Source organism: Micromonospora sp. NPDC007220, assembly GCF_040634035.1.
In the GTDB taxonomy this organism is placed as follows: Bacteria; Actinomycetota; Actinomycetes; order Mycobacteriales; family Micromonosporaceae; genus Micromonospora; species Micromonospora reichwaldensis.
The window spans coordinates 21644-42704 of record NZ_JBEYEU010000035.1 but is presented as its reverse complement, the minus strand read 5'-3'; the positions used below and the strand labels follow the sequence as shown (position 1 = coordinate 42704).

Here is a 21061-nt window from a genome sequence, read left to right as displayed (position 1 = left end):
TGGCGCGCTGGTTGCTGGCCAACGGGGCCGGTGAGGTGGTGCTGGCCTCGCGGCGGGGTCCGGCGGCGCCGGGCGCGGCCGAGCTGGTGGCCGAGTTGGGCGCGGTGCGGGTGGTGGCGTGCGACGTCACCGACCGGGCGGCGGTCGACGCCCTCGTGGCGGACCTGCCGGCGCTGACCGCCGTCGTGCACACCGCCGGGGCGTCCGGCGGCACCACCCCGGCGTACGAGGTGACCGACGGCGAGCTGTCGGAGACCCTGGCCGGCAAGGTGCTCGGCGCCGTGCACCTCGACGCCGCCTGCCGGGGCCGGGACCTCGACGCGTTCGTGGTCTTCTCCTCAGTCGCCGGCGTCTGGGGCGGCGGCGGGCAGGCCGGCTACGCGGCCGGCAACGCCCTGCTCGACGCGCTCGTCGCCGCCCGCCGGGCGGCCGGCCTGCCCGCCACCGCCCTGGCCTACGGCCCGTGGGCGGAGGACGGCATGGCCTCCGGCGAGACGGCCGACGGCCTGCGCCGCCGCGGGTTCAGCCCGCTCACACCCGACGCCGCCGTCGCGGCGCTCGGCCGCTGGGTGAACGCCCCCGAGGCGGCCCCGGTGATCGTGGACGTCGACTGGGCCCGGTTCGTCACGGCGTTCACCGCCGCGCGGCCGAGCCACCTCTTCGACCGGGTCGCCCCCGCCGTCACCGAGGAGCCGGAGCGGCCGGAGAGCGCCGCCGCCACCGACGGGCTGCGGGCCAGGCTCGCCACGCTGCCGGCGACCGGCCAGGAGGCGCTGCTGGTCGACCTCGTCCGCGCGGAGGCGGCGGCCGTCCTCGGCCACCCCACCACCGACCAGGTGCCGGCCGGCCGGGCGTTCCGGGAGCTGGGCTTCGACTCCCTCGCCGCCGTGCAGCTGCGCGACCGGCTGGGCCGGGTCACCGGCCTGACCCTGCCGTCGACAGTGGTCTTCGACCACCCGTCGGCGGCGGAACTGGCCCGCTTCCTGCGTACCGAAATCGTCATCGGCGCGGACGGCGGACCGGCCACCGGCGGCGTGGCCTCGGCCCGGCCGCCGGCGGACGAGCCGATCGCGATCGTCTCCATGGCCTGCCGCTTCCCCGGCGGGGTGTCCTCGCCGCAGGAACTGTGGCGGCTGCTGGCCGACGGCGTGGACGCGGTGACGCCGATGCCCACCGACCGGGGCTGGGACCTCGACGCCCTGTTCGACAGCGACCCGGAGCGGGTCGGCACCAGCTACACGCGCAGCGGCGGCTTCCTGCGGGACGTGGCCGGCTTCGACGCCGCGTTCTTCGGGATCAACCCGCGCGAGGCCCTCGCCATGGACCCGCAGCAGCGGCTGCTGCTGCACACCACCTGGGAGGTCTTCGAACGCGCCGGCATCGACCCCCACCGGGTGCGTGGCTCCGCCACCGGCGTCTTCATGGGCACCAACGGGCAGGACTACGCCACGCTGCTGCTGGGCGCCCGCTCCCAGGTGGAGGGCTACCAGGCGACCGGCAACGGCGCGTCGGTGGTCTCCGGCCGCCTGGCGTACTCGTTCGGGCTGCACGGCCCGGCGGTCACCGTCGACACGGCCTGCTCGTCGTCGCTGGTGGCACTGCACCTGGCCGCGCAGGCCCTGCGCAGCGGCGAGTGCGACCTCGCCCTCGCCGGCGGCGTGACGGTGATGTCGACCCCCGGCGCGTTCCTGGAGTTCTCCCGGCAGCGCGGCCTCGCCGCCGACGGGCGGGTCAAGGCGTTCGCCGAGGCCGCCGACGGCACCGGCTGGGGCGAGGGCGTCGGCGTCCTGCTGCTCCAGCGGCTCTCCGACGCCCAGCGCGACGGCAACCGGATCCTCGCCGTCGTACGGGGCAGCGCCGTCAACCAGGACGGCGCGAGCAACGGCCTCACCGCGCCGAACGGGCCCGCGCAGCAGCGGGTCATCCGGCACGCGCTGGACAACGCCGGCCTCACCCCGGGCGACGTGGACGTCGTCGAGGCGCACGGCACCGGCACCACCCTCGGCGACCCGATCGAGGCGCAGGCGCTGCTGGCGACGTACGGCAGGGACCACTCCGCCGAGCGGCCGCTCTGGCTCGGGTCGGTGAAGTCGAACATCGGCCACACCCAGGCCGCGGCGGGCGCCGCCAGCCTGATCAAGATGGTGCTGGCCCTGCAACACGAGGTGCTGCCGGCGACCCTGCACGTGGACGCGCCGACCCCGCACGTCGACTGGACCTCCGGCACGCTGGCGCTGCTCACCGAGGCACGGCCGTGGACCACCACGGACGGGCCGCGCCGGGCCGGCGTCTCCTCGTTCGGAATCAGCGGCACCAACGCGCACGTGATCATCGAAGAGGCCCCGCAGCGGCCGGCACCGGTCGCCGCCGACGGGGAAGGGCCCGAGGCGACCGTCGGGCACGGCGACGCGCGACGCGACCACCGCGCCGTGGCCCTGCCGTGGCCGGTCTCCGCCGCCGACCTGCCCGCGCTGCGCGAGCAGGCCGGCCGGCTGGCCGACCGGGTGGCGACGGACGACGACCCCGCCGACCTGGTCGCCTGGGCGCTCGCCGACGGCCGGGCCCACCTCGGCCGGCGGGCCACCGTGGTCGCCGCCGACCGGGAGACCCGGCTGGCCGCGCTGCGGGCGCTGGCCGGCGGGGAGGACCACCCCGCGCTGGTCACCGCCCGACGGCACGGCGGCGGCCTCGCCGTCCAGTTCTCCGGCCAGGGCGCCCAGCGTCCCGGCGCCGGCCGGCAGCTGTACGACACGTTCCCCGTCTTCGCGGCGGCCCTCGACGAGGTCTGCGCGGCGCTGGACCACCAGCTGCCGCAGCCGCTGAAGCCGGTGCTGTTCGCGGCCGAGGGCAGCGCCGAGGCCGCGCTGCTCGACGAGACGGTGTTCACCCAGGCGGGGCTCTTCGCGCTGGAGGTGGCCCTGTTCCGGCTGGTCGAGTCGTTCGGGGTGGTGCCCGGGCACGTCGCCGGGCACTCCATCGGCGAGATCACCGCCGCGCACGTCGCCGGGGTGCTGTCCCTCGCGGACGCCGCCACGCTGGTGGCCGCCCGGGGCCGGCTCATGCAGGCCCTGCCCGCCGGGGGCGGGATGCTCGCCGTCGCCGCCGACGAGGCGGCCGTGGTCGAGTCCCTCGCCGGGCTGACCGACCGGGTCGGCGTCGCCGCCGTCAACGGCCCCACCGCCGTGGTGCTCGCCGGGGTCCTCGACGCCCTCGACGGGCTGGAGCGGACCTGGCGGGAGCGCGGGGTGCGCACCCGCCGGCTGCGGGTCAGCCACGCGTTCCACAGCCCGCTGATGGAGCCGATGCTGGCCGAGTTCCGCGCCGTCCTCGACGGGCTGACGTTCGCCGCGCCGCTGCTGCCGATCGTGTCGAACCTGACCGGGCGGCTCGCCGGGCCCGACGAGATCCGTACGCCCGACTACTGGGTGCGCCACGTCCGGGAGGCCGTCCGGTACGCCGACGGGATCGCCGCGCTGCGCGACGCGGGCGTCGACACCTTCCTGGAGCTCGGCCCGCAGGCGGTGCTGACCGCGATGACCGCCGGCCTGCTGCCCGGCGACGACGACGGGACGGCCGTGGCGGCGCTGCGCGCCGGCGTCGACGAGCCGGCCGCCCTGCTCGCCGCGCTGGCCGTCGTGGACGGCACCGGGCGGGACGTCGACTGGGCGGCGGTGCTCGCCGTGCTGGCCGGCCCCCGTCCGGATGCCCGCCGGCTGCCCGAGCTGCCCACGTACGCGTTCCGGCCGCAGCGCTACTGGCCGACCCTCGACGCGGCGCCGACGCCGGCCGCCGACCCGGTCGACGACGCGTTCTGGCGGGCCGTCACCGACGGCGACCTGGGCCGCCTCGGCCTCGACCCGGACCAGCCGATGCGCGAGCTGCTGCCGGAACTGGAGTCGTGGCGGCGCCGCCAGCACCTCGACGGCACCCTGGCCGGCTGGCGGTACCGGGTCACCTGGGAGCGCCGGGCGCTGACCGGCACCGACCCCGGCACGTGGCTGGTGGTGGCCCCGCCGCACCAGGTCACCGACCGGGTGCTCGCCGCCCTCACGGCCGGCGCCGCCACGGTGCACCTGCTGACCGTCGACCCGGCCACGGCCACCCGCGACGGGCTGGCCGCCGACCTCGACCGGCTCGCCGCCGCGCACCAGCCGACGGCGCTGCTCTCCCTGCTGGCGCTGGACGAGGCGCCGCACCCGGAGCAGACCGCGCTGCCGACCGGCCTGGCCGCGAACCTGCTGCTCGTGCAGGCGCACACCCGCCGTTCCGGCCCGCCCGTGCCGCTGTGGCTGGCCACCGCCGGCGCCGTCGCCGTGGACGACGAACCGGTCGTGCACCCGACGCAGGCCACCACGTGGGGCCTCGGCCTCGTCGCCGCGCTGGAACACCCCCGGCACGTCGGCGGAGTCGTCGACCTGCCGGCGGGCCCGGCCGAGGCGGCGTACGCGGCCCTGGCCGCAGCCCTGGTCAACGTCGACGGGGAGGACCAGCTCGCCGTCCGGGAGGCCGGCGTGCACGCCCGACGCCTGGTCCGCGACACCGGGCGGCCGGCGACGGGCGGCGGGTACCGCCCGAACGGCACGGTCCTGCTCACCGGCGGCACCGGCGCCCTCGCCCGGCACACCACGGACTGGCTGGGCCGCCAGGGCGCGGAGGTGCTCCCGCTGGCGGAGCCGGCGACGGGCAAGCTCGGTGACCTGATGGAGCAGCTCGCCGCCGAGAGCCGGCCGGTGACGGCGCTCGTGCACGTGCCGGCGGAGACCGGGTCGGTGCCGCTGGCCGAGCTGACCCTCGCCGGCCTCGCCGCCGACCTGGCCGCCACCGTCGGCGACGTCCCGAGGTACGCCGACGAGCTGGCGCACCGGCCGCTCGACGCGTTCGTGCTGTGCACCTCCACCACGGGGGTGTGGGGCGCGGGCGGCCGGGCCGGCCAGTCCGCCGGCGACGCGCTGCTGCACGCGCTCGCGGCGAACCGGCGGCACGGCGGACTGGCGGCCACCGCGGTGGCGTGGGGCCCGTGGAGCGACGATCCCGAGTCGGCCGAGCAGGCGCAGCTGCGCCGGCGGGGCCTGCCGGGCCTGCCCCCGGAGCTGGCCGTCGAGGCGTTCGGGCAGGCGCTGCGCGCGGAGGCGGGGCTGATCGTCGCCGACGTGCGCTGGGACCGGTTCGTGCCGACGTTCGCGTCGATGCGGCCGTGCCCGCTGCTGACCGGGGTCCCCGAGGCGGGCGCGGCGATGCCCGCCGACGACGACCGCCAGCCGGCGGACGACGAGGCGGCGACCGCGCTGCGGGAGCGGCTTCGGCCGCTGAGCCCCGGCGAACGGGAGGGCGTCCTCGTCGAACTCGTGGGCAACCTGGCGGCGGCCGTGCTCGGCCACCCCGGGGGCGGGGGGCTGGAGCCCGACCGGGCGTTCCGCGAGGTCGGCTTCGACTCGATGACGGCCGTGGAGCTGCGCAACCGGCTCCGTGCCGCCACCGGCGTCCAGCTGCCCGCGGGCGTGGTGTTCGACTACCCGACGCCGGCGGCGCTCGCCCGGCACCTGCGCGACCAGCTGGTCGAGGACGGCGCCGCCGCGGCGGCCCCGCTGCTCGCCGAGCTGGAGCGGCTCGACGGCGTCTTCGCGGCCGACGCGCCGGACCGGCTGACCCGGCAGAAGCTGCTGGTGCAGTTGCAGGCGTTCGTCGCCCGGTGGGGCGACGAACGTGGTCCCGTCGAGGAGAAGCCGGCCACGCACACCCTCGACGACGCCACCGATGCCGAGATCTTCGATTTCATCCACCGCGAGCTGGGTGGCCCCGGGGGCAGCCTGCCGGGGCTGTAGGAACGGGTTGGCGCGACCGTCGTCGGCGGTCGCGCCGCCCGTGGTCGGGCGGGGGTGCCGCACCCGCCCGGCCACGGCCCGCAAGGACGGTGCGCCGGAGCGTTCAGCAGGCCGCCGGCGCTGACGCTTCGGACCTCGACCAGGGCGTTGTGGTCAGAACACGAGTTCCTCGGCCACCAGTGACCTCTCGCGGAGCAGCTCCTCGTCCCGGTGCGGCACGGCGTAGCGGCGTTCGCGGATCAGCGCCAGGAACTCGTCGGGGAGGGCCACCCGGTGCCGGTGGACGTGGTACGCCAGGTCGTCGCGCCACAGCCAGTCACCGTCGGTGCGGATCGTCGACCCGTTCATGATCTGTCGCGTCGAGTCGAACGGGTCGTCGGCCAGGTCCATCATGTCGATGAGGACGTATCCGCCCCTGAGGTAGCGGACGACCTCGTCGACATCCGGCAGCTCCTCGGCGGAGACGTTGTCGAAGATGCTCTCCTGGACCAGGTCCAGGCCGACGGGTCCCAGCTCGCGGAACATCCCGGCAAACCGCAACGCCGGCTCACCCATCGCTCCTCCCGCCGGGATAGAAGGTCACCCACTGGCCGCCGTTCCTAATCCGAGGAACCTGCCCCGCTGGACCATACCGGTTCACACCGACCGCGTCGGTGGGTGCCATGACCGTCACCCCCAGCGCGTCCGCGACCTGCTGGGCCGGCGGCGCGACCCCCGCGTCGGGCGCCACGGTGCCCGAGTGGCAGGACACCAGGCGCACCGGGCCGCCGCCGTAGTGCGGATTGCCGCGGATCGCCTCGGCGATCTGCGCCGGGTGGGTGTAGTTCGAGGGATGGCCGGCACCGTCCGCCCCGACGACGCCCGGGCGGAAGAGCCCGTTGCGCTCACCATGCACCACGACGTCGTGGTAGCCGGGCTCGGGCGCGACGGCATCGAAGTTCCGCAGGGTCGACTCGTCGTAGCCGATCGCCGTGGCGCCGGGGCGGTGGTAGACCGGGTCGCCGCCGGCGAGGTGCGAGTCCGGCGGCCGGGTCGGCGACTGCGGGTGCGTGCGGGCATCGGCCCAGTCCGACCTGCGGCCCATCGGATCCGTCGTCGCCGGTATTCCCATGAGGGCGTTGAGCACCTGTGGGAAGAACACGGCGAACGCCGTGTAGCCGGCGAGGGCGGCAGCACCGAGCACCGCAGCCGCGGCGATGCCGACGGCGGGGACCGCTCCGTAGCAGCCGGCGAGGCCGTCGGCCATCCCGCCACAGTCGATGGGTACGCCCTCGGCCAGCACCTCGACCGACACCGCCGCAGACATGGCCTCCCCATCCGAGCGTCGGAATCGAGCCACCTGAAGGCGTGAGCGCGTGCACCTGGGGGACCGTCGCTTCGGGTTAGGCTAGGTTAACCCACCACCGTGGACGGAGGAAGCCGTGTCAGACGGGGCCGCGCCCACGGGAGACGGGGCCGCGCCCACGGAAGACGACCTTCCGGTGCGCGTAATGACGGTCCTCGGCCTGATCGCGGTGATCGTCCTCCTCGCCTCGGCCGGCGTCCTGGCCGTGTCCTGGCCGAGCACCCCACAGCGTTCTCCCGCCTTGGCGATCCGGCTGCACGCGTACGACCTGGCGACCGCGCGCATCGTCGATCGACCGCAGAAGAGGTTCCGAGAGGGGCAGATTCCGGCCGCCACGATCGACGAGGGTGTGGCCGGGGCAGCAGCCACGCGACCCGCGCGGGCGAGCTGGTATGACGTCTTCGGCCACCGGACCAACAGCGTGGACCTGCCGGATCTCGACGACCTGCGGGCCAAGCCGGTGCCGTTGAGCGCCACCTCCGCCGTACCCGCGGGGACCTACCAGTTCGTGTTGGCCACCGTCCGGGGGAACCGGGCGGAGGAGGTGCTCGTCTGGGTGCACGTGGAGATCGAGCGGTGACGGAGACGACCACGCAGCCGAGCGGCGCCCCGCCGCCCCGGTCGGTGGACCGGCCGGTGGCACCGGACCCGGTGGTGGCGGACCCGACGGCGCCGGCTGCGTACCGGCTCGACCGGCTCGGCGCCGCGCTCACCACCGGCGAGGCGTTGCTGGTGATGATCGCCGTGGCGTCGCTGGTCGCCGTCATCCGGGACGACGGCACCGGGGTACGCGTCCTTGGCATGGTCAGCCTCGGGGCCGCCGGCGTCTCGCTCTTCGTCGCCTGCATCGCCGCCGTCGTCGTCGCCATGACCTCCGCCACGGGTGCCTCGCCGCGTGGCCGCTTCAAGACCTGGGCCTTCGGCGGTGCGCTGGCGTTCGCCGCGCCGGCCCTCCTGATCGTGCTTCTCACCCTCCTACAGGTGGGAATCGCCTGGCGGGGCGCGCTGCTGAGCATCCCGACGACCCTCTTCGCGCTGTGGACGTTCCGCCGGATGCAGCGCAACCGCAAGCCACCGTGGCGACTGGTCGTGGCCGCCTTCGCCTGGGGCCTGTTCGTCGCCGCCTACTTCGCCCAGATGGTCGAGGGCATCCTGCACGTCGTCATCACGGCAGAGCTCATGCCGGGCACCGCGGCGATCGTCAGTCACGCGGCCGCCGCCGCGGTCCCCGAGGAACTGGGCAAGGGCGCCGGGGTCCTCGTGGTCGTCCTGCTCGCCTGGCGGCGCGTCGACGGCATGCTCGGTGGCATCGTCATCGGCGCCTGCGTCGGAATCGGCTTCCAGTTCGCCGAGTCGATGTCCTACATGACCGGGGACTTCGGCGCCGTGCTCTACCAGCACTGGTACCGGCAGGTCACCGGGCTCCTGGTCAGCCATGCCACCTACACGGGGATCATCGGCGCCGGCATCGGACTCGCCATGCAGTTCCGCGACTGGCGACGGCGGGCGGTCTGCGTTGGCAGCGGCTTCGCCGTCGCCATCGCGGCCCACCTGATCTGGGACATCTTTGCAATGGGCCGCCTGTACTGGGAGTCCGACAATTCCACGCTCCAGTTGTTCGTTGTGCAGCCGCTGAACCTCATCGTGCTCAAGGGGCCGGCGTTCGCCATCCTGCTGTTTCTCATCGTCATCGCTCTGCGCCAGGAAACCAGGTCACTGCATCGGCAGCTCCGGGGTGAGGCGTGCGACCCGCGCGGCGCGATCACCCGGACCGAGGTGCCCGTACTGGTGAATCCGTCGCTGCGTCTCCGGATGCGGCTACAGGCACTCCTGCGTGGTGACCGTCCGGCCTACACGCGGATGAAGCGTCTGCACTCCGCGCAACTGGACCTGGCATTCGCCAGATGGCGCCGCCACCGGGGCGACCCGCCGCCGCCGGGGACCGAAGACACGCTGCGGCAGCGGATTCGCGATCTGAGGACGGAAGCCCCTCCGGTTCCGCCGGCCGCCGGCCAGCGGTAACTCAGGCCCGGGCAGGAGATTTGGCCGTCCCTAGTGGAGCTGTGCCACACTGCCCGGGTGACGCTGCCTCCGACGTCCGACGTGCCTGACGACCAGGGTGCTACCCCACCGGGACCCGGCAACGCGGCGCCACCGCCACCGCCACCGCCACCGGCATCGCCACCACCGCCACCGCCACCGCTGCCACCGGCGCCGCCGCCGAAGAACAACGGACCTCTCATCATCGGTGTCATCGCCGGGGTGCTGGCGCTGTGCCTGCTCGGGACCTGCGTGGTCGCGGCCGGTGCGCTGGTCGTCGCCAACAGGGGCGACGACGGCCGGCCGGTGGCCGTCGCGGACGGAACCCCTCCCGTGCCGTCGCCGACGACACCCCCACCACCGTCCACGCGGGAGACGTACGCTCCGCCGGAGCCGCCGCCCACGACCGAAGCGGCCCCACCACCACCGCCGCCCGCGAAGATCGGGCAGTGCATCGTCGTCAGCGAGGACGGCGACTTCCTGGGTGTCGGCAACTGCAACGGCACGCGGGGCACCTATCGGGTGGTGTCGGTGGACTACGACCAGGGCGCGTGCGCTGATCCCAAGTCCGCGTACATCGGGGAAGACGGCTACCGCCTGTGTCTCGAGCGCCATCTGGTGCGCAACTACTGCTACAAATTCCCGAAGGGCAATGGCTGGATCGTCGGCGCGTCGAAGTGCAAGGCAAAGGGCACGGTGCACATCGTCGACATCGTCCCAGGGGCGGCCAACGACAGAAACTGCACACGGGACTACCGGTGGAACCGCTGGTACCGGTTCACGCATCCGACTGTCGTCTATTGCGTGATGCAGTACTAGTGGGTTTCCGTGACAATCCCGCTGCTGCGGCTCGGGCCATTGGTCTGGTGACGACGACAGTGCCGGTGGCTTCGCAGCACGTGTGACGGCCCATTCCGCGGCGCGTCGCAGGCGGTAGTCGACGGCGGTTCACGCGGGGCGGCCGCCCACCGCTGGATTTCTCGGCCTTCCGGTGGGTGTCCTGGCCGCCCTGCCCGGGATGCTTGCGGCCCTGCTCGCAGGCGAGGCGTGTCCCGGCGGTCGACCGTCCCGGGGCCGCGGGCCAGCCCGTGCCCCGGTGGCCACGCCACACCGGCGCCGAACCAGCGGTACGAGGTCCGCCACGGCGCGTACACCTCGGGCTCATCCCGCCCCGGGCCCGGTCCGGACCGTCGGATGGCCGGCATCGAGGTGGTCGGCGAGCCGGACGACGGCGGGGACGGCCCACCGGACCCCGTCGACGATCTGCCGTTTCGTCCGATATGGCGGATGCCCTCGGCCCGGCACCCGCAGGCCGGACGAGCCGCAGCCTCGCCCACCGGGCGTCGTGCACGCCAGGCCGCCTCGCAGCCGCTACCCTGGCGCCAGGTCTCCGGTCGGTCGTCGATTCCCTCGGCCGCTAACCGATCTGCCGGAGCGCCGCTCTTATCGATCACCGCCACGCTGGGCCCACCTCCCCGCCCGGCAGTCCCTAACGAAACACGGGCTAGGGGCACCCGTAGGGGCACGCTAGGGGTTGTGACCGCAGTCCGGCGACAATTACCTTTCGTCCGGCGCGTAAGACCTGGTGGGGGCTGAAACGCTTTTTGTCTGGCAATTCGTGGTCGGCTGAATGGGCTTAGATCTTCGCGGCTTGTGGCGTCTGTGGACGGTATTGGGCCGCCTGTTTCTTTCCGGCCCGAAGAGGTGGCGTCAATGGCGACTGAAGATACGCTCCGGGAGTACCTGAAATGGGTGACGGCGGACCTTCACCAGACCAGGAGGAAGCTCGGCGAGCTTGAGGCGGCCAACCGGGAGCCGATCGCCATCGTCGGCATGGCCTGCCGGTTCCCGGGCGGGGTGAGCTCGCCCGAGGAGCTGTGGGAGCTCGTCGACTCCCGCCGCGACGCCTTCTCCGCGTTCCCCGCCGACCGCGGCTGGGACCTGGCGCGGCTGTTCCACCCGGACCCCGACCACCCCGGCACGTCGTACGTCGCCGAGGGCGGCTTCATCGACTCCGCCACCGAGTTCGACGCCGCGTTCTTCGGCATCTCGCCGCGCGAGGCGCTCGCCATGGACCCGCAGCAGCGGCTGCTGCTGGAGGCCGCCTGGGAGGCGTTCGAGCACGCCGGGCTCGACCCCTCGGCGCTGCGCGGCCACCAGGTGGGGGTGTTCGCCAGCACCACCGGCCAGGACTACGTGGGCCTGCTCCAGCAGCCGCCGCCCGGCACCGAGGGCTACATCCTCACCGGCACCGCGGCCAGCGTCGTGTCCGGCCGGATCTCGTACGCGCTCGGCATCGAGGGCCCCGCCGTCACCGTCGACACCGCCTGCTCGTCGTCGCTGGTCGCCCTGCACCTGGCCTGCCAGGCGCTGCGGCAGGGGGAGTGCACCCTGGCGCTCGCCGGCGGGGCCACCGTCATGTCCACCCCGTCCGCCTTCATCGGCTTCAGCCGCCAGCGCGGCCTGGCCATGGACGGCCGGGTCAAGTCGTTCGCCGCCGCCGCCGACGGCACCGCCTGGGGCGAGGGGGTCGGCCTGCTGCTCGTCGAGCGGCTCTCCGACGCGCGGCGCAACGGCCACCCCGTCCTCGCGGTCGTGCGCGGCAGCGCGGTCAACCAGGACGGCGCGAGCAACGGGCTGACCGCCCCCAACGGCCCGTCCCAGCAGCGGGTCGTGCTCCAGGCGCTGGCCAGCGCCCGGCTCGCGCCCGAGCAGGTCGACGTCGTGGAGGCGCACGGCACCGGCACCACCCTCGGCGACCCCATCGAGGCGCAGGCGCTGCTGTCGACGTACGGGCAGGGCCGGCAGCCGGACCGGCCGCTCTGGCTCGGCTCGGTCAAGTCGAACATCGGGCACACCCAGGCTGCCGCCGGCGTGGCCGGGGTGATCAAGATGGTGATGGCGCTGCGGCACGAGACCGTGCCGGCGACGCTGCACGTCGACGAGCCCACCCCCAACGTGGACTGGACGGCCGGCGCGGTGTCGCTGGCGACCGAGCCGCAGCCGTGGCCCGCCGGGGAGCAGCCCCGCCGCGCGGGCATCTCCTCCTTCGGCATGAGCGGCACCAACGCCCACGTGATCATCGAGGAGGCGCCCGCCGCCGACCCGGCCCCCGTGGACGCCCCGGACGGCGCCGCCGCGACCGATCCGGTCGCCGTGCCGGCCGCCGCCGACACCGCCCCGGTCGACGGGGCCGGCCTCGTGCCGGTGCTGGTCTCCGCCCGCGACGCCGGGTCCCTGGCCGCGCAGGCGACCCGCTGGGCCGACTGGCTCGACGACCGCCCCGAGCTGCGGCTGACCGACGTCGGCTGGTCGTCGGCGCGTACCCGGGCCAGCCTCGAGCACCGGGCCGTGCTGCTCGCCGCCGACCGCGCCGGCCTGGCCGACGGCCTGCGCGCGCTCGCCACCGGCGGCGACGCCCCGGGCCTGGTCACCGGCGCCGGCCCGCGCGGCGGCAAGCTCGCGTTACTCTTCTCCGGCCAGGGCGCGCAGCGCAGCGGCATGGGCCGCGAGCTGGCCGCCGCGGTCCCCGTCTTCGGCCGGGCGCTCGCCGAGGTCTGCGCCGAGCTGGACCGGCACCTGCCCCGCCCGCTCACCCCGGTGCTCTTCGCGCCCGAGGGCGACGAGGCCGCCGGGCTGCTCAACCAGACCCTCTACACCCAGGCCGGCCTGTTCGCCGTCGAGGTCGCGCTGTTCCGGCTCCTGGAGAGCTGGGGGATCGTCCCGGACGTCCTGCTCGGCCACTCGATCGGCGAGCTCTCCGCCGCGCACGCGGCCGGCGTGCTGTCGCTGCCCGACGCCGCCACCCTCGTCGCCGCCCGGGGCCGGCTGATGCAGGCCCTGCCGGCCGGCGGCGCGATGCTGGCCGTCCAGCTCCCCGCCGACGCCGTCCGGGCCGCCCTGGCCGGCGTCGAGGACCGGGTCGCCGTGGCCGCCGTCAACGGGCCCACCGCCGTGGTCGTCTCCGGCGCGGCCGACGCCGTCGAGGAACTCGAACGCCGCTGGGCCGACCAGGGCGTACGCACCAGGCCGCTGCGGGTCAGCCACGCCTTCCACAGCCCGCTGATGGAACCCATGCTCGCCGAGTTCGCCGCCGTGGTGCGCGGGCTGGAACTGCACCCGCCGACGCTGCCGATCGTGTCGAACCTGACCGGCACGGTCGCCGACCCCGACGAGATCCGCACCGCCGAGTACTGGGTGCGGCACGTGCGGGAGGCCGTCCGGTTCGCCGACGGCGTCGACCAGCTGCGCGCCCTGGGTGTGCGTACGTTCCTGGAGGTCGGCCCCAGCGGCGTGCTCACCGCGCTGGCCCGCGACGTCCTGACCGCCGCCGGCGCCGACGACGACACCGCCGCCGTGGCGCTGCTGCGCCGCGACCGCCCCGAGCCCGCCTCCGCCCTCACCGCCCTCGCCGAGCTGCACGTCGGTGGGGTCGAGGTCGGCTGGGCGGAGCTGTTCGCCGGCGCCGACACCGCGCGGGTGCCCCTGCCCGCGTACGCCTTCCGCCGGCAGCGCTTCTGGCCCGAGCCGCCGCCCGCCGCCCCCGACACCGTGTCGGCGGACGGCGACGACGAGTTCTGGACCGCCCTGGAGCAGGCGGACGTCGACACGCTGCGCGGCGAACTGGGCGACGACGACGAGCAGGTCCAGGCGCTGCTGCCGGCCCTGCCCGTACTCACCTCCTGGCGCCGCTCCCGGCGGGAACGCTCCCTCGTGGACGGCTGGTCGTACCAGGTGACCTGGCAGCCCGTGCCGGTCGAGGACGGCGACGGCCCGGCGGGCCGCTGGCTGGTCGTGCTGCCGGCCGACGACGCGCCGGCGTGGGCCGACGGCCTGGCCGGGCTCTTCGGCGACGACGAGCCGCTGGTGCTGCGCGTCGGCGCGGCGGACCTCGACCGCGCGGCGCTCACCGCCCGGCTGCGGGACCTCCTCGACGGCCGGCCGGTCGACGGCGTGCTCGCCGTGGTCGCCGGCCAGGACCGGCTGCTGGCCGAGCACCCCGGCGTGACCCTCGCCGCGGCCAGCACCCTCGCCCTGGTCCAGGCGATGACCGACCTGGACCTGGTGGCGCCGCTGTGGTGCGTCACCAGCGGCGCGGTCGCGGCGGCCCCGGGCGACCGGGTCGCGCACCCGTTGCAGACCGAGGTCTGGGGCCTCGGCCGCGCGGCGGCCGTCGAGCAGCCGCACCGCTGGGGCGGCCTGGTCGACCTGCCGGCCACCGTCGACGACGCCACCACCCGGCGGCTCGCCGCCGTGCTGGCCGGTCACGTCGGCGAGGACCAGGTGGCCGTCCGGCCCGGCGGGACCTGGGCCCGCCGGCTCACCCCGGCCCCGCCGGCGGCGGACGAGCCCCCCACCGGCGACTGGTGCTCCGGCACCGTCCTGGTCACCGGCGGCACCGGCGCCCTCGGCGGCCACGTCACCCGCTGGCTGCTCGGCCGCGGCGCCGGGCGGGTGGTCCTGGCCAGCCGCCGGGGCACCGCCGCCCCGGGCGTGGCGGACCTGGTCGACCGGTACGGCGCCGACGGGCGGGTCACCGTCGCCACCTGCGACGTCACCGACCGGCGCTCCGTGGCGGACCTGGTGGACGCGCTGCCCGACCTGACCGCGGTCGTGCACGCCGCCGGCACCGACCAGCTCACCCCGCTGACCGACACCACCCTCGACGAGTTCTCCCACGTCGTCGCGGGCAAGGTGCTCGGCGCCCTGCACCTCGACGCCTGCCTCGCCGAGCGCGACCTCGGCGCGTTCGTCATGTTCTCCTCCATCTCCGGCGTGTGGGGCAGCGCCGGGCAGTGCGCCTACGGCGCCGGCAACTCCCTGCTGGACGCCCTGGCCGTCAACCGGCGCGACCGGGGCCTGCCGGCCACCGCCGTCTCCTGGACGGCCTGGGGCGGCGAACACGGCATGGCCGCCGAGAACGTGGCCACCGAGCAGCTCAACCGGATGGGCCTGCCGCCGATCGACCCGGAGAAGGCGCTCGTCGCCCTCGACCGGGCGCTGCGCCGCCCGACGCCCTGCGTGACCGTCGCCGACGTCGACTGGAGCCGGTTCCACCCCGCGTTCACCGTGGCCCGGCCCAGCCCGTTCCTGGGCGGCGTGCCGCAGGTGCGGGCGCTCGTCGCGCAGGAGGAGGAGGCCGCCGCGCCCACGGGCGGGGTCGCCGCGCCGCTGCGCCACCTCGCGGCGCTGCCGGCGGCGGAGCAGGAGCGGGAGCTGCTGCGGCTGGTCAACGAGCAGACCGCCGCGGTGCTGGGGCACGCCACGCCCGACGAGCTGCGCGGACGCCCGTTCAAGGACCTCGGCTTCGACTCGCTGACCGCCGTGGACTTCCGGGGACGGCTGAACGCGGCCACCGGCCTGCGGCTGCCCACCACGCTGGTCTTCGACTACCCGACCCCCGCCGAGCTGGCCGCACACCTGCGCGAACTGGTCTCCGGCGCCGCTCCGGCCGACGCCCCGCAGACCGTCGTCGTCGACGCCGACGAGCCCGTCGCGATCGTCGGGATGGCCTGCCGCTACCCCGGCGGCATCGACGGGCCGGAGGCGTTCTGGCGGCTGGTCGCCGACGGGGTGGACGCCATCTCGCCGTTCCCCACCGACCGGGGCTGGGAGATCCCCGAGCCGGCGGAGGGGACGCACCCCCCGGCGGGCGGCTTCCTCTACGACGTGGCGGACTTCGACCCCGCCTTCTTCGAGATCTCGCCCCGCGAGGCCCTCGCCATGGACCCGCAGCAGCGGCTCGCCCTGGAGACGTCCTGGGAGGCGCTGGAGCGGGCCGGGGTGGACCCGGCGACGCTGCGCGGCACCCGTACGGGCGTCTTCGTGGGCGCCTCCACCTCCGGCTACGGCACCGGGCTGACCGAGGTCCCCGAGGGCGTCGAGGGCTACCTGATGACCGGTGCCGCGCACAGCGTGATCTCCGGCCGGGTCGCGTACGCCCTCGGGCTGGAGGGACCCGCCGTCACCGTCGACACCGCCTGCTCCTCGTCGCTGGTGGCGCTGCACCTCGCCGGGGCGGCGCTGCGGCGCGGCGAGTGCGACCTGGCGCTGGCCGGCGGCGTGGCCGTGATGGCCACCCCCACGGCGTTCCAGGAGTTCTCCCGCCAGGGCGGCCTCGCCTCCGACGGGCGGTGCAAGTCCTTCGCCGCCACGGCGGACGGCACCGGCTGGTCCGAGGGCGTCGGCATGCTGCTCGTGCAGCGGCTCTCCGACGCCCGCCGGCAGGGCCGGCGCATCCTCGCCGTCGTACGCGGCTCCGCCGTGAACTCCGACGGCGCGTCGAACGGCCTGACCGCCCCCAACGGCCCCTCCCAGCAGCGGGTGATCCGGCAGGCGCTCGCCAGCGCCCGGCTGGCGGTCACCGACGTGGACGTCGTCGAGGCCCACGGCACCGGCACCGTCCTCGGCGACCCGATCGAGGCGCAGGCGCTGCTCGCGACGTACGGGCAGGACCGGGGCGACGCGGGCCCGCTGCTGCTGGGCTCGGTGAAGTCGAACATGGGCCACGCGCAGGCCGCCGCCGGCGTGGCCGGCGTGATCAAGATGATCCTGGCGATGCGGGAGGGCACCGTCCCGGCGACGCTGCACGTGGACGAGCCGTCGCCGCACATCGACTGGTCGGCCGGCGACGTGGAGCTGGTGACCCGGTCCCGGCCGTGGCCGGCGGTCGACCGGCCCCGCCGCGCGGCGGTCTCCTCGTTCGGCATCTCCGGCACCAACGCCCACGTGGTCGTCGAGCTGCCCATCGACGCGCCCGCCGACGCCGAGGCGGCCGACGCCCCGACGCCGCTGGCCGCTGGCGCGGAGGCGCGGGAACACGCCGCCGGGCTGGTCGCCGCCGACGTGGTGGTGTGGCCGGTCTCGGCCCGTTCGACCTCGGCCCTGGCCGCGCAGGCGTCCCGGCTGGCCCGGCACCTGCGGGCCCACCCCGGCCTCGCCCCGGCGGCGGTCGGCTGGTCCCTCGCCGCGACCCGCTCGGCGTTCGACAGGCGTGCCGCGGTGCTCGGCGCGACCCCCGGCGAGCTGCTGGCCGGCCTGGACGCGCTCGCCGCCGGCACCCCGGCCGGCAACGTGCTGACCGGCACCGTCGCCAACCACGGCGCCGGCCCGGTGTTCGTCTTCCCGGGCGCCGCCCCGGCGGGCGCGGCGGCCGGACTCGTGGGCCGCTGTCCGGTCTTCGACGACGCCCTCGCCGAGTGCCGGCAGGCCCTCGCCCCCTGGGTCGACGTCGACCCGGCCGCCCTGCTGACCGGCGCGGACGCCTCCTGGGGCGAGCGGCCGGAGCTGGCCCGGCCCGTGCTGTTCGCCGTCGGGGTGGCGCTCGCCGCCGTCTGGCGGCACGCCGGGCTCACCCCGGCCGCGGTCGTCGGCGACGGCGACGGCGAGGTCGTGGCCGCCCACGTGGCGGGCCTGCTGTCCCTGTCCGACGCCGCCCGGACGGTGGCGCTGCGGGCCCGGGCCGCCGCGGGCGAGCTGGACCCCGACGGTCTCCGCGTCGCCCTGGCGGGGCTCGCCCCGCAGCCCGGGACCGCCCGGCTGGCCTCCACGCTCACCGGGGACTGGGCCGACGCGGCCACCCTCGGCGCCGACCACTGGGCCGACCTCCGCGCCGACGCCCCGGCCGATTCCGGGGCCGCGCACCCGGCCGGTCCGGGCACCGACGAGGCGGCCCGGCCGGAGCAGCTCGACGCCGCCCTGCGCGCCGCCGTCGGCGCCGGACACGTGACCTTCGTGGAGATCTCGCCGGAGCCGGCGCTGACCGACCGGGTCGCCGCCGTCCTCGACGCGACCGGCGTCACCGGCCACGTCCTGGACACCCTCGCCGGGTCGGCCGACGCAGCCACCCGGCTGCTGACCGGCCTCGCCACCGCGTACACCCTGGGTCTGACGGTGGACCACCGCCGGCTGCTGCCCGAGGCCGAGCCGGTCGACCTGCCCACGTACGCCTTCGACCGGAACCGCTACTGGCTGGAGCGCACCGGCGCGCACCGCTCGGTCCTGCCCGCCGTGGGCCTCGACGTGGTCGACCACCCGCTGCTCAGCGCGGTGGCCGACCTGCCCGGCGACGAGGGGCTGCTGTTCACCGGCCGGATCACCCTCGCCACCCACCCCTGGCTGGCCGACCACGCCGTGCTGGGCACGGTGCTGCTGCCCGGGACGGCGCTGGTGGAGCTGGCGTCCTGGACCGGCCGGCAGGCCGGCGCGGCGACCGTCGCCGAGCTGAACCTGGAGGCGCCGCTGGCGATCCCCACCGAGGGAGGAATCGACCTGCGGGTCCGCGTCGGCCCGCCGGACGAGACCGGGCACCGGCCCGTCGCCATCCACACCCGGCGCGACGACGACACCGGACCCGACGGTTCCCGCGCCTGGCAGCGGCACGCCTCCGGCCAGCTCGCCGACACCGTCGACCCGGAGCCCGCGCCGGCTGCCGTGTGGCCGCCCGCCGACGCCGAGCCGATCGCCCTCGACGGGCTCTACGCCCGGCTCGCCGCCCAGGGCTACCACTACGGCCCGGCCTTCCGGGCGCTGCGCGCCGCCTGGCGGTCGGGCCCGGACATCCTCGCCGAGGTCGCCCTGGACGCCGACGCGTCCACCGACACCACGGCCTTCTCGGTGCACCCGGCCCTGATGGACGCGGCGCTGCACGCCATCGGCGCCAGCGCCACGGCGGGCGCCACCGACGCCACGGCCGGCGACCCCGCCGGTGGCGCGTCGGGCGCCGCGGGCGGCCCCGACATCCGCCCGGGCCTGCCGTTCACCTGGTCGGGCGTGACCATCCGGCCCACCCGCGCCCGCGAGCTGCGGATCCGGCTGCGCGCCACCGACGCCTCATCCGTGGCCCTGACCATCACCGACACCGGCGCCACCCCGGTCGCCTCCGTCGACGGTCTGGTCCTGCGGCCCATCTCCGGCGAGCAGCTCAGCGCCGCCCGCCGGTCGGCCAGCCGGTCCCTGCACCGCCTCGACTGGGTCGCCCCCGCCACCGGCCGCGCCGACGGCACGTCCCGGCTCGTCGCCCTCGGCGACGACTGGCCCGGCGCCGACCGGCACCCGGACCTCTCCGCGCTGGTCGCCGAGGTGCGCGCGGGCGGTCCGGTGCCCGACGCGGTGGTGGTGACCTGCGTCGGACCCGCCGCCGACGAGCCGCACCCGGCCCGCCAGGCGCACCGCGTCGCCCACCGCATGCTCGCGCTGGCCCAGCAGTGGCTCGCCGAGGAGTCCCTCACCGCCGCCCGGCTGGTGGTGGTCACCCGCGGCGCGGTCCGGGTCGACCCGGACGAGCGGATCGCCGACGTGCCGGCCGCCACCGCCTGGGGCCTGCTGCGTTCCGCCCAGTCGGAGAACCCCGACCGGATCGTGCTCCTCGACGTCGACGACGACGCCTCGGCCGCCGCGCTGCTGCCGGCGGCCCTGGCCACGGGCGAACCCCAGCTCGCGGTACGCGCCGGCCAGCTCCGGGTGCCCCGGCTGGCCCGGCTCGGCCCGCCCCCGGCCGAGGCGTCCGGCCCCGACCTGGCCGCCGGCACCGTCCTGGTGACCGGGGCGACCGGCCTGCTCGGGCGGCTCGTGGCGCGACGGCTGGTGACCCGGCACGACGTACGGCACCTGCTGCTGGTCAGCCGCAGCGGGGCGGACGCCCCGGGCGTCGCCGCGCTGGTCGACGAGCTGGCCGGACTGGGCGCCACCGCCCGGGTGGTCGGCTGCGACGTCACCGACCGCGACGCGCTCGCCCTGCTGGTCGACCAGATCCCCGCCGACCTGCCGCTGACCGGCGTGGTGCACGCCGCCGGGGTGCTCGACGACGGCGTCCTGCCCGCGCTCACCCCGGACCGCTTCGACACCGTGCTGCGCCCCAAGGTCGACGCGGCCTGGCACCTGCACGAGCTGACCGAGAAGCTGGACCTGGCCGCGTTCGTGCTCTTCTCCTCGGCGGCCGGCCTCTTCGGCGGCCCCGGGCAGGCCAACCACGCGGCGGCGAACTGCTTCCTCGACGCCCTCGCCCAGCACCGGCGCGACCGGGGACTCCCGGCGCTCTCGCTGGCCTGGGGGCCGTGGGTCAACGACACCGGCGACGGCCAGACCGGGCACGTCGACGAGGCCCGGATGAACCGGGGCGGCTTCGTGCCGCTCGGCGCCGACGAGGGCATGGACCTGTTCAGCGAGGCGCTGCGCTTCGCCGAGCCGGTGGTCGTACCGGTCAACCTGGACCTCGCCCTGATCGGCCGGCACGGTCCGGCGGCGGTGCCGCCGGTGCTGCGGTCGCTGGTGCGGCCGGCGACGACCGGCGCGGCCCGGGCCGCCGAACGCGATCCGGCCGAGGCGCTGCGGGAGACCCTCGCCGCCACGGCGGAGGCCGACCGCGACCAGGTGCTCTCCGACCTGGTCCGCACCCACGCCGCGGCGGTCCTCGGCTACGCGTCGATCCGCTCGATCGACGTCGAGCGCGGCTTCGTCGAGCTGGGCTTCGACTCGCTGACCGCCGTCGAGTTCCGCAACCGGCTCAACGCGGCCACCGGGCTGCGGCTGCCGTCCACGCTGATCTACGACCGGCCGACCACGGCCGCGCTGGTCGAGTACCTGCGGGGCGCGCTGCTGGCGGAGCGGAGCACCTCCGCGCTGACGGTGCTCGGCGAGCTGAACAAGCTGGAGCACGCCATGCGGGCGGTGGCCTCGGCCGACACCGACCGGGCCGCCGTCGGCGCCCGGCTGCGTGAACTGCTCTCCCTGTGGACCTACACCGAGTCCGGTGCGGACTCCGCCGCCGACGAGGGCGCCAGCCTCGAGTCGGCCTCCGCCGAGGAGATCTTCAGCCTGCTGGACGAAGAGTTCGGCTCGGCCTGATCCGGCATGT

Annotated in this window: 7 protein-coding genes; 5 read left to right on the top strand and 2 right to left on the bottom strand. The window is 76.0% G+C overall.

Annotation, left to right across the window (positions count from 1 at the left end):
• The first annotated feature begins 11 nt into the window (after positions 1-11).
• The gene (locus tag ABZ573_RS30245) at positions 12-5822 is read left to right on the top strand and encodes a beta-ketoacyl synthase N-terminal-like domain-containing protein (RefSeq protein ID WP_358122432.1); all 5811 of its coding nucleotides are present in this window, start codon (positions 12-14) and stop codon (positions 5820-5822) included.
• Positions 5823-5975: 153 nt separating this feature from the next.
• Here the strand turns inward: ABZ573_RS30245 and ABZ573_RS30240 are convergent, their stop codons facing one another.
• Both ABZ573_RS30240 and ABZ573_RS30235 read right to left on the bottom strand, forming a co-directional pair.
• Positions 5976-6377 carry a hypothetical protein gene (locus ABZ573_RS30240; RefSeq protein WP_358122430.1) on the bottom strand — a complete coding sequence of 134 codons (402 nt, stop codon included), beginning with the start codon at positions 6375-6377 and terminating at the stop codon, positions 5976-5978.
• Positions 6370-7128: a hypothetical protein gene (locus ABZ573_RS30235; protein WP_358122428.1), complete on the bottom strand. Its 759-nt coding sequence runs from the start codon at positions 7126-7128 to the stop codon at positions 6370-6372. The genes ABZ573_RS30240 and ABZ573_RS30235 overlap by 8 nt, the downstream gene beginning before the upstream one ends.
• A 184-nt stretch (positions 7129-7312) precedes the next feature.
• Between ABZ573_RS30235 and ABZ573_RS30230 the strand changes: the two genes are divergently transcribed.
• The 4 genes from ABZ573_RS30230 (at position 7313) to ABZ573_RS30215 (ending at position 21051) form a co-directional block, all read left to right on the top strand.
• Positions 7313-7747, top strand: a complete 435-nt coding sequence (locus ABZ573_RS30230) for a hypothetical protein (RefSeq protein WP_327028044.1) — start codon at positions 7313-7315, stop codon at positions 7745-7747.
• Positions 7744-9189 (top strand): PrsW family intramembrane metalloprotease, encoded by a 1446-nt coding sequence (locus ABZ573_RS30225; RefSeq protein ID WP_358122426.1) that lies wholly within the window; start codon positions 7744-7746, stop codon positions 9187-9189. Before ABZ573_RS30230 ends, ABZ573_RS30225 begins: the two co-directional genes overlap by 4 nt.
• Positions 9190-9246: 57 nt before the next feature.
• Entirely contained in the window at positions 9247-10026 is a 780-nt protein-coding gene (locus ABZ573_RS30220; RefSeq protein WP_192581215.1) for a hypothetical protein, read from the top strand.
• 894 nt (positions 10027-10920) lie between these two features.
• Positions 10921-21051 carry a type I polyketide synthase gene (locus tag ABZ573_RS30215; protein WP_358122424.1) on the top strand — a complete coding sequence of 3377 codons (10131 nt, stop codon included), beginning with the start codon at positions 10921-10923 and terminating at the stop codon, positions 21049-21051.
• The last annotated feature ends 10 nt before the right edge of the window (positions 21052-21061 follow it).

Bases quoted from the DNA above. Each gene is read 5' to 3' on its own strand.
- ABZ573_RS30240 (WP_358122430.1), bottom strand. From the start codon at position 6,377: ATGGGTGAGCCGGCGTTGCGGTTTGCCGGGATGTTCCGCGAGCTGGGA.
- ABZ573_RS30235 (WP_358122428.1), bottom strand. From the start codon at position 7,128: ATGTCTGCGGCGGTGTCGGTCGAGGTGCTGGCCGAGGGCGTACCCATC.
- ABZ573_RS30230 (WP_327028044.1), top strand. From the start codon at position 7,313: ATGACGGTCCTCGGCCTGATCGCGGTGATCGTCCTCCTCGCCTCGGCC.
- ABZ573_RS30215 (WP_358122424.1), top strand. From the start codon at position 10,921: ATGGCGACTGAAGATACGCTCCGGGAGTACCTGAAATGGGTGACGGCG.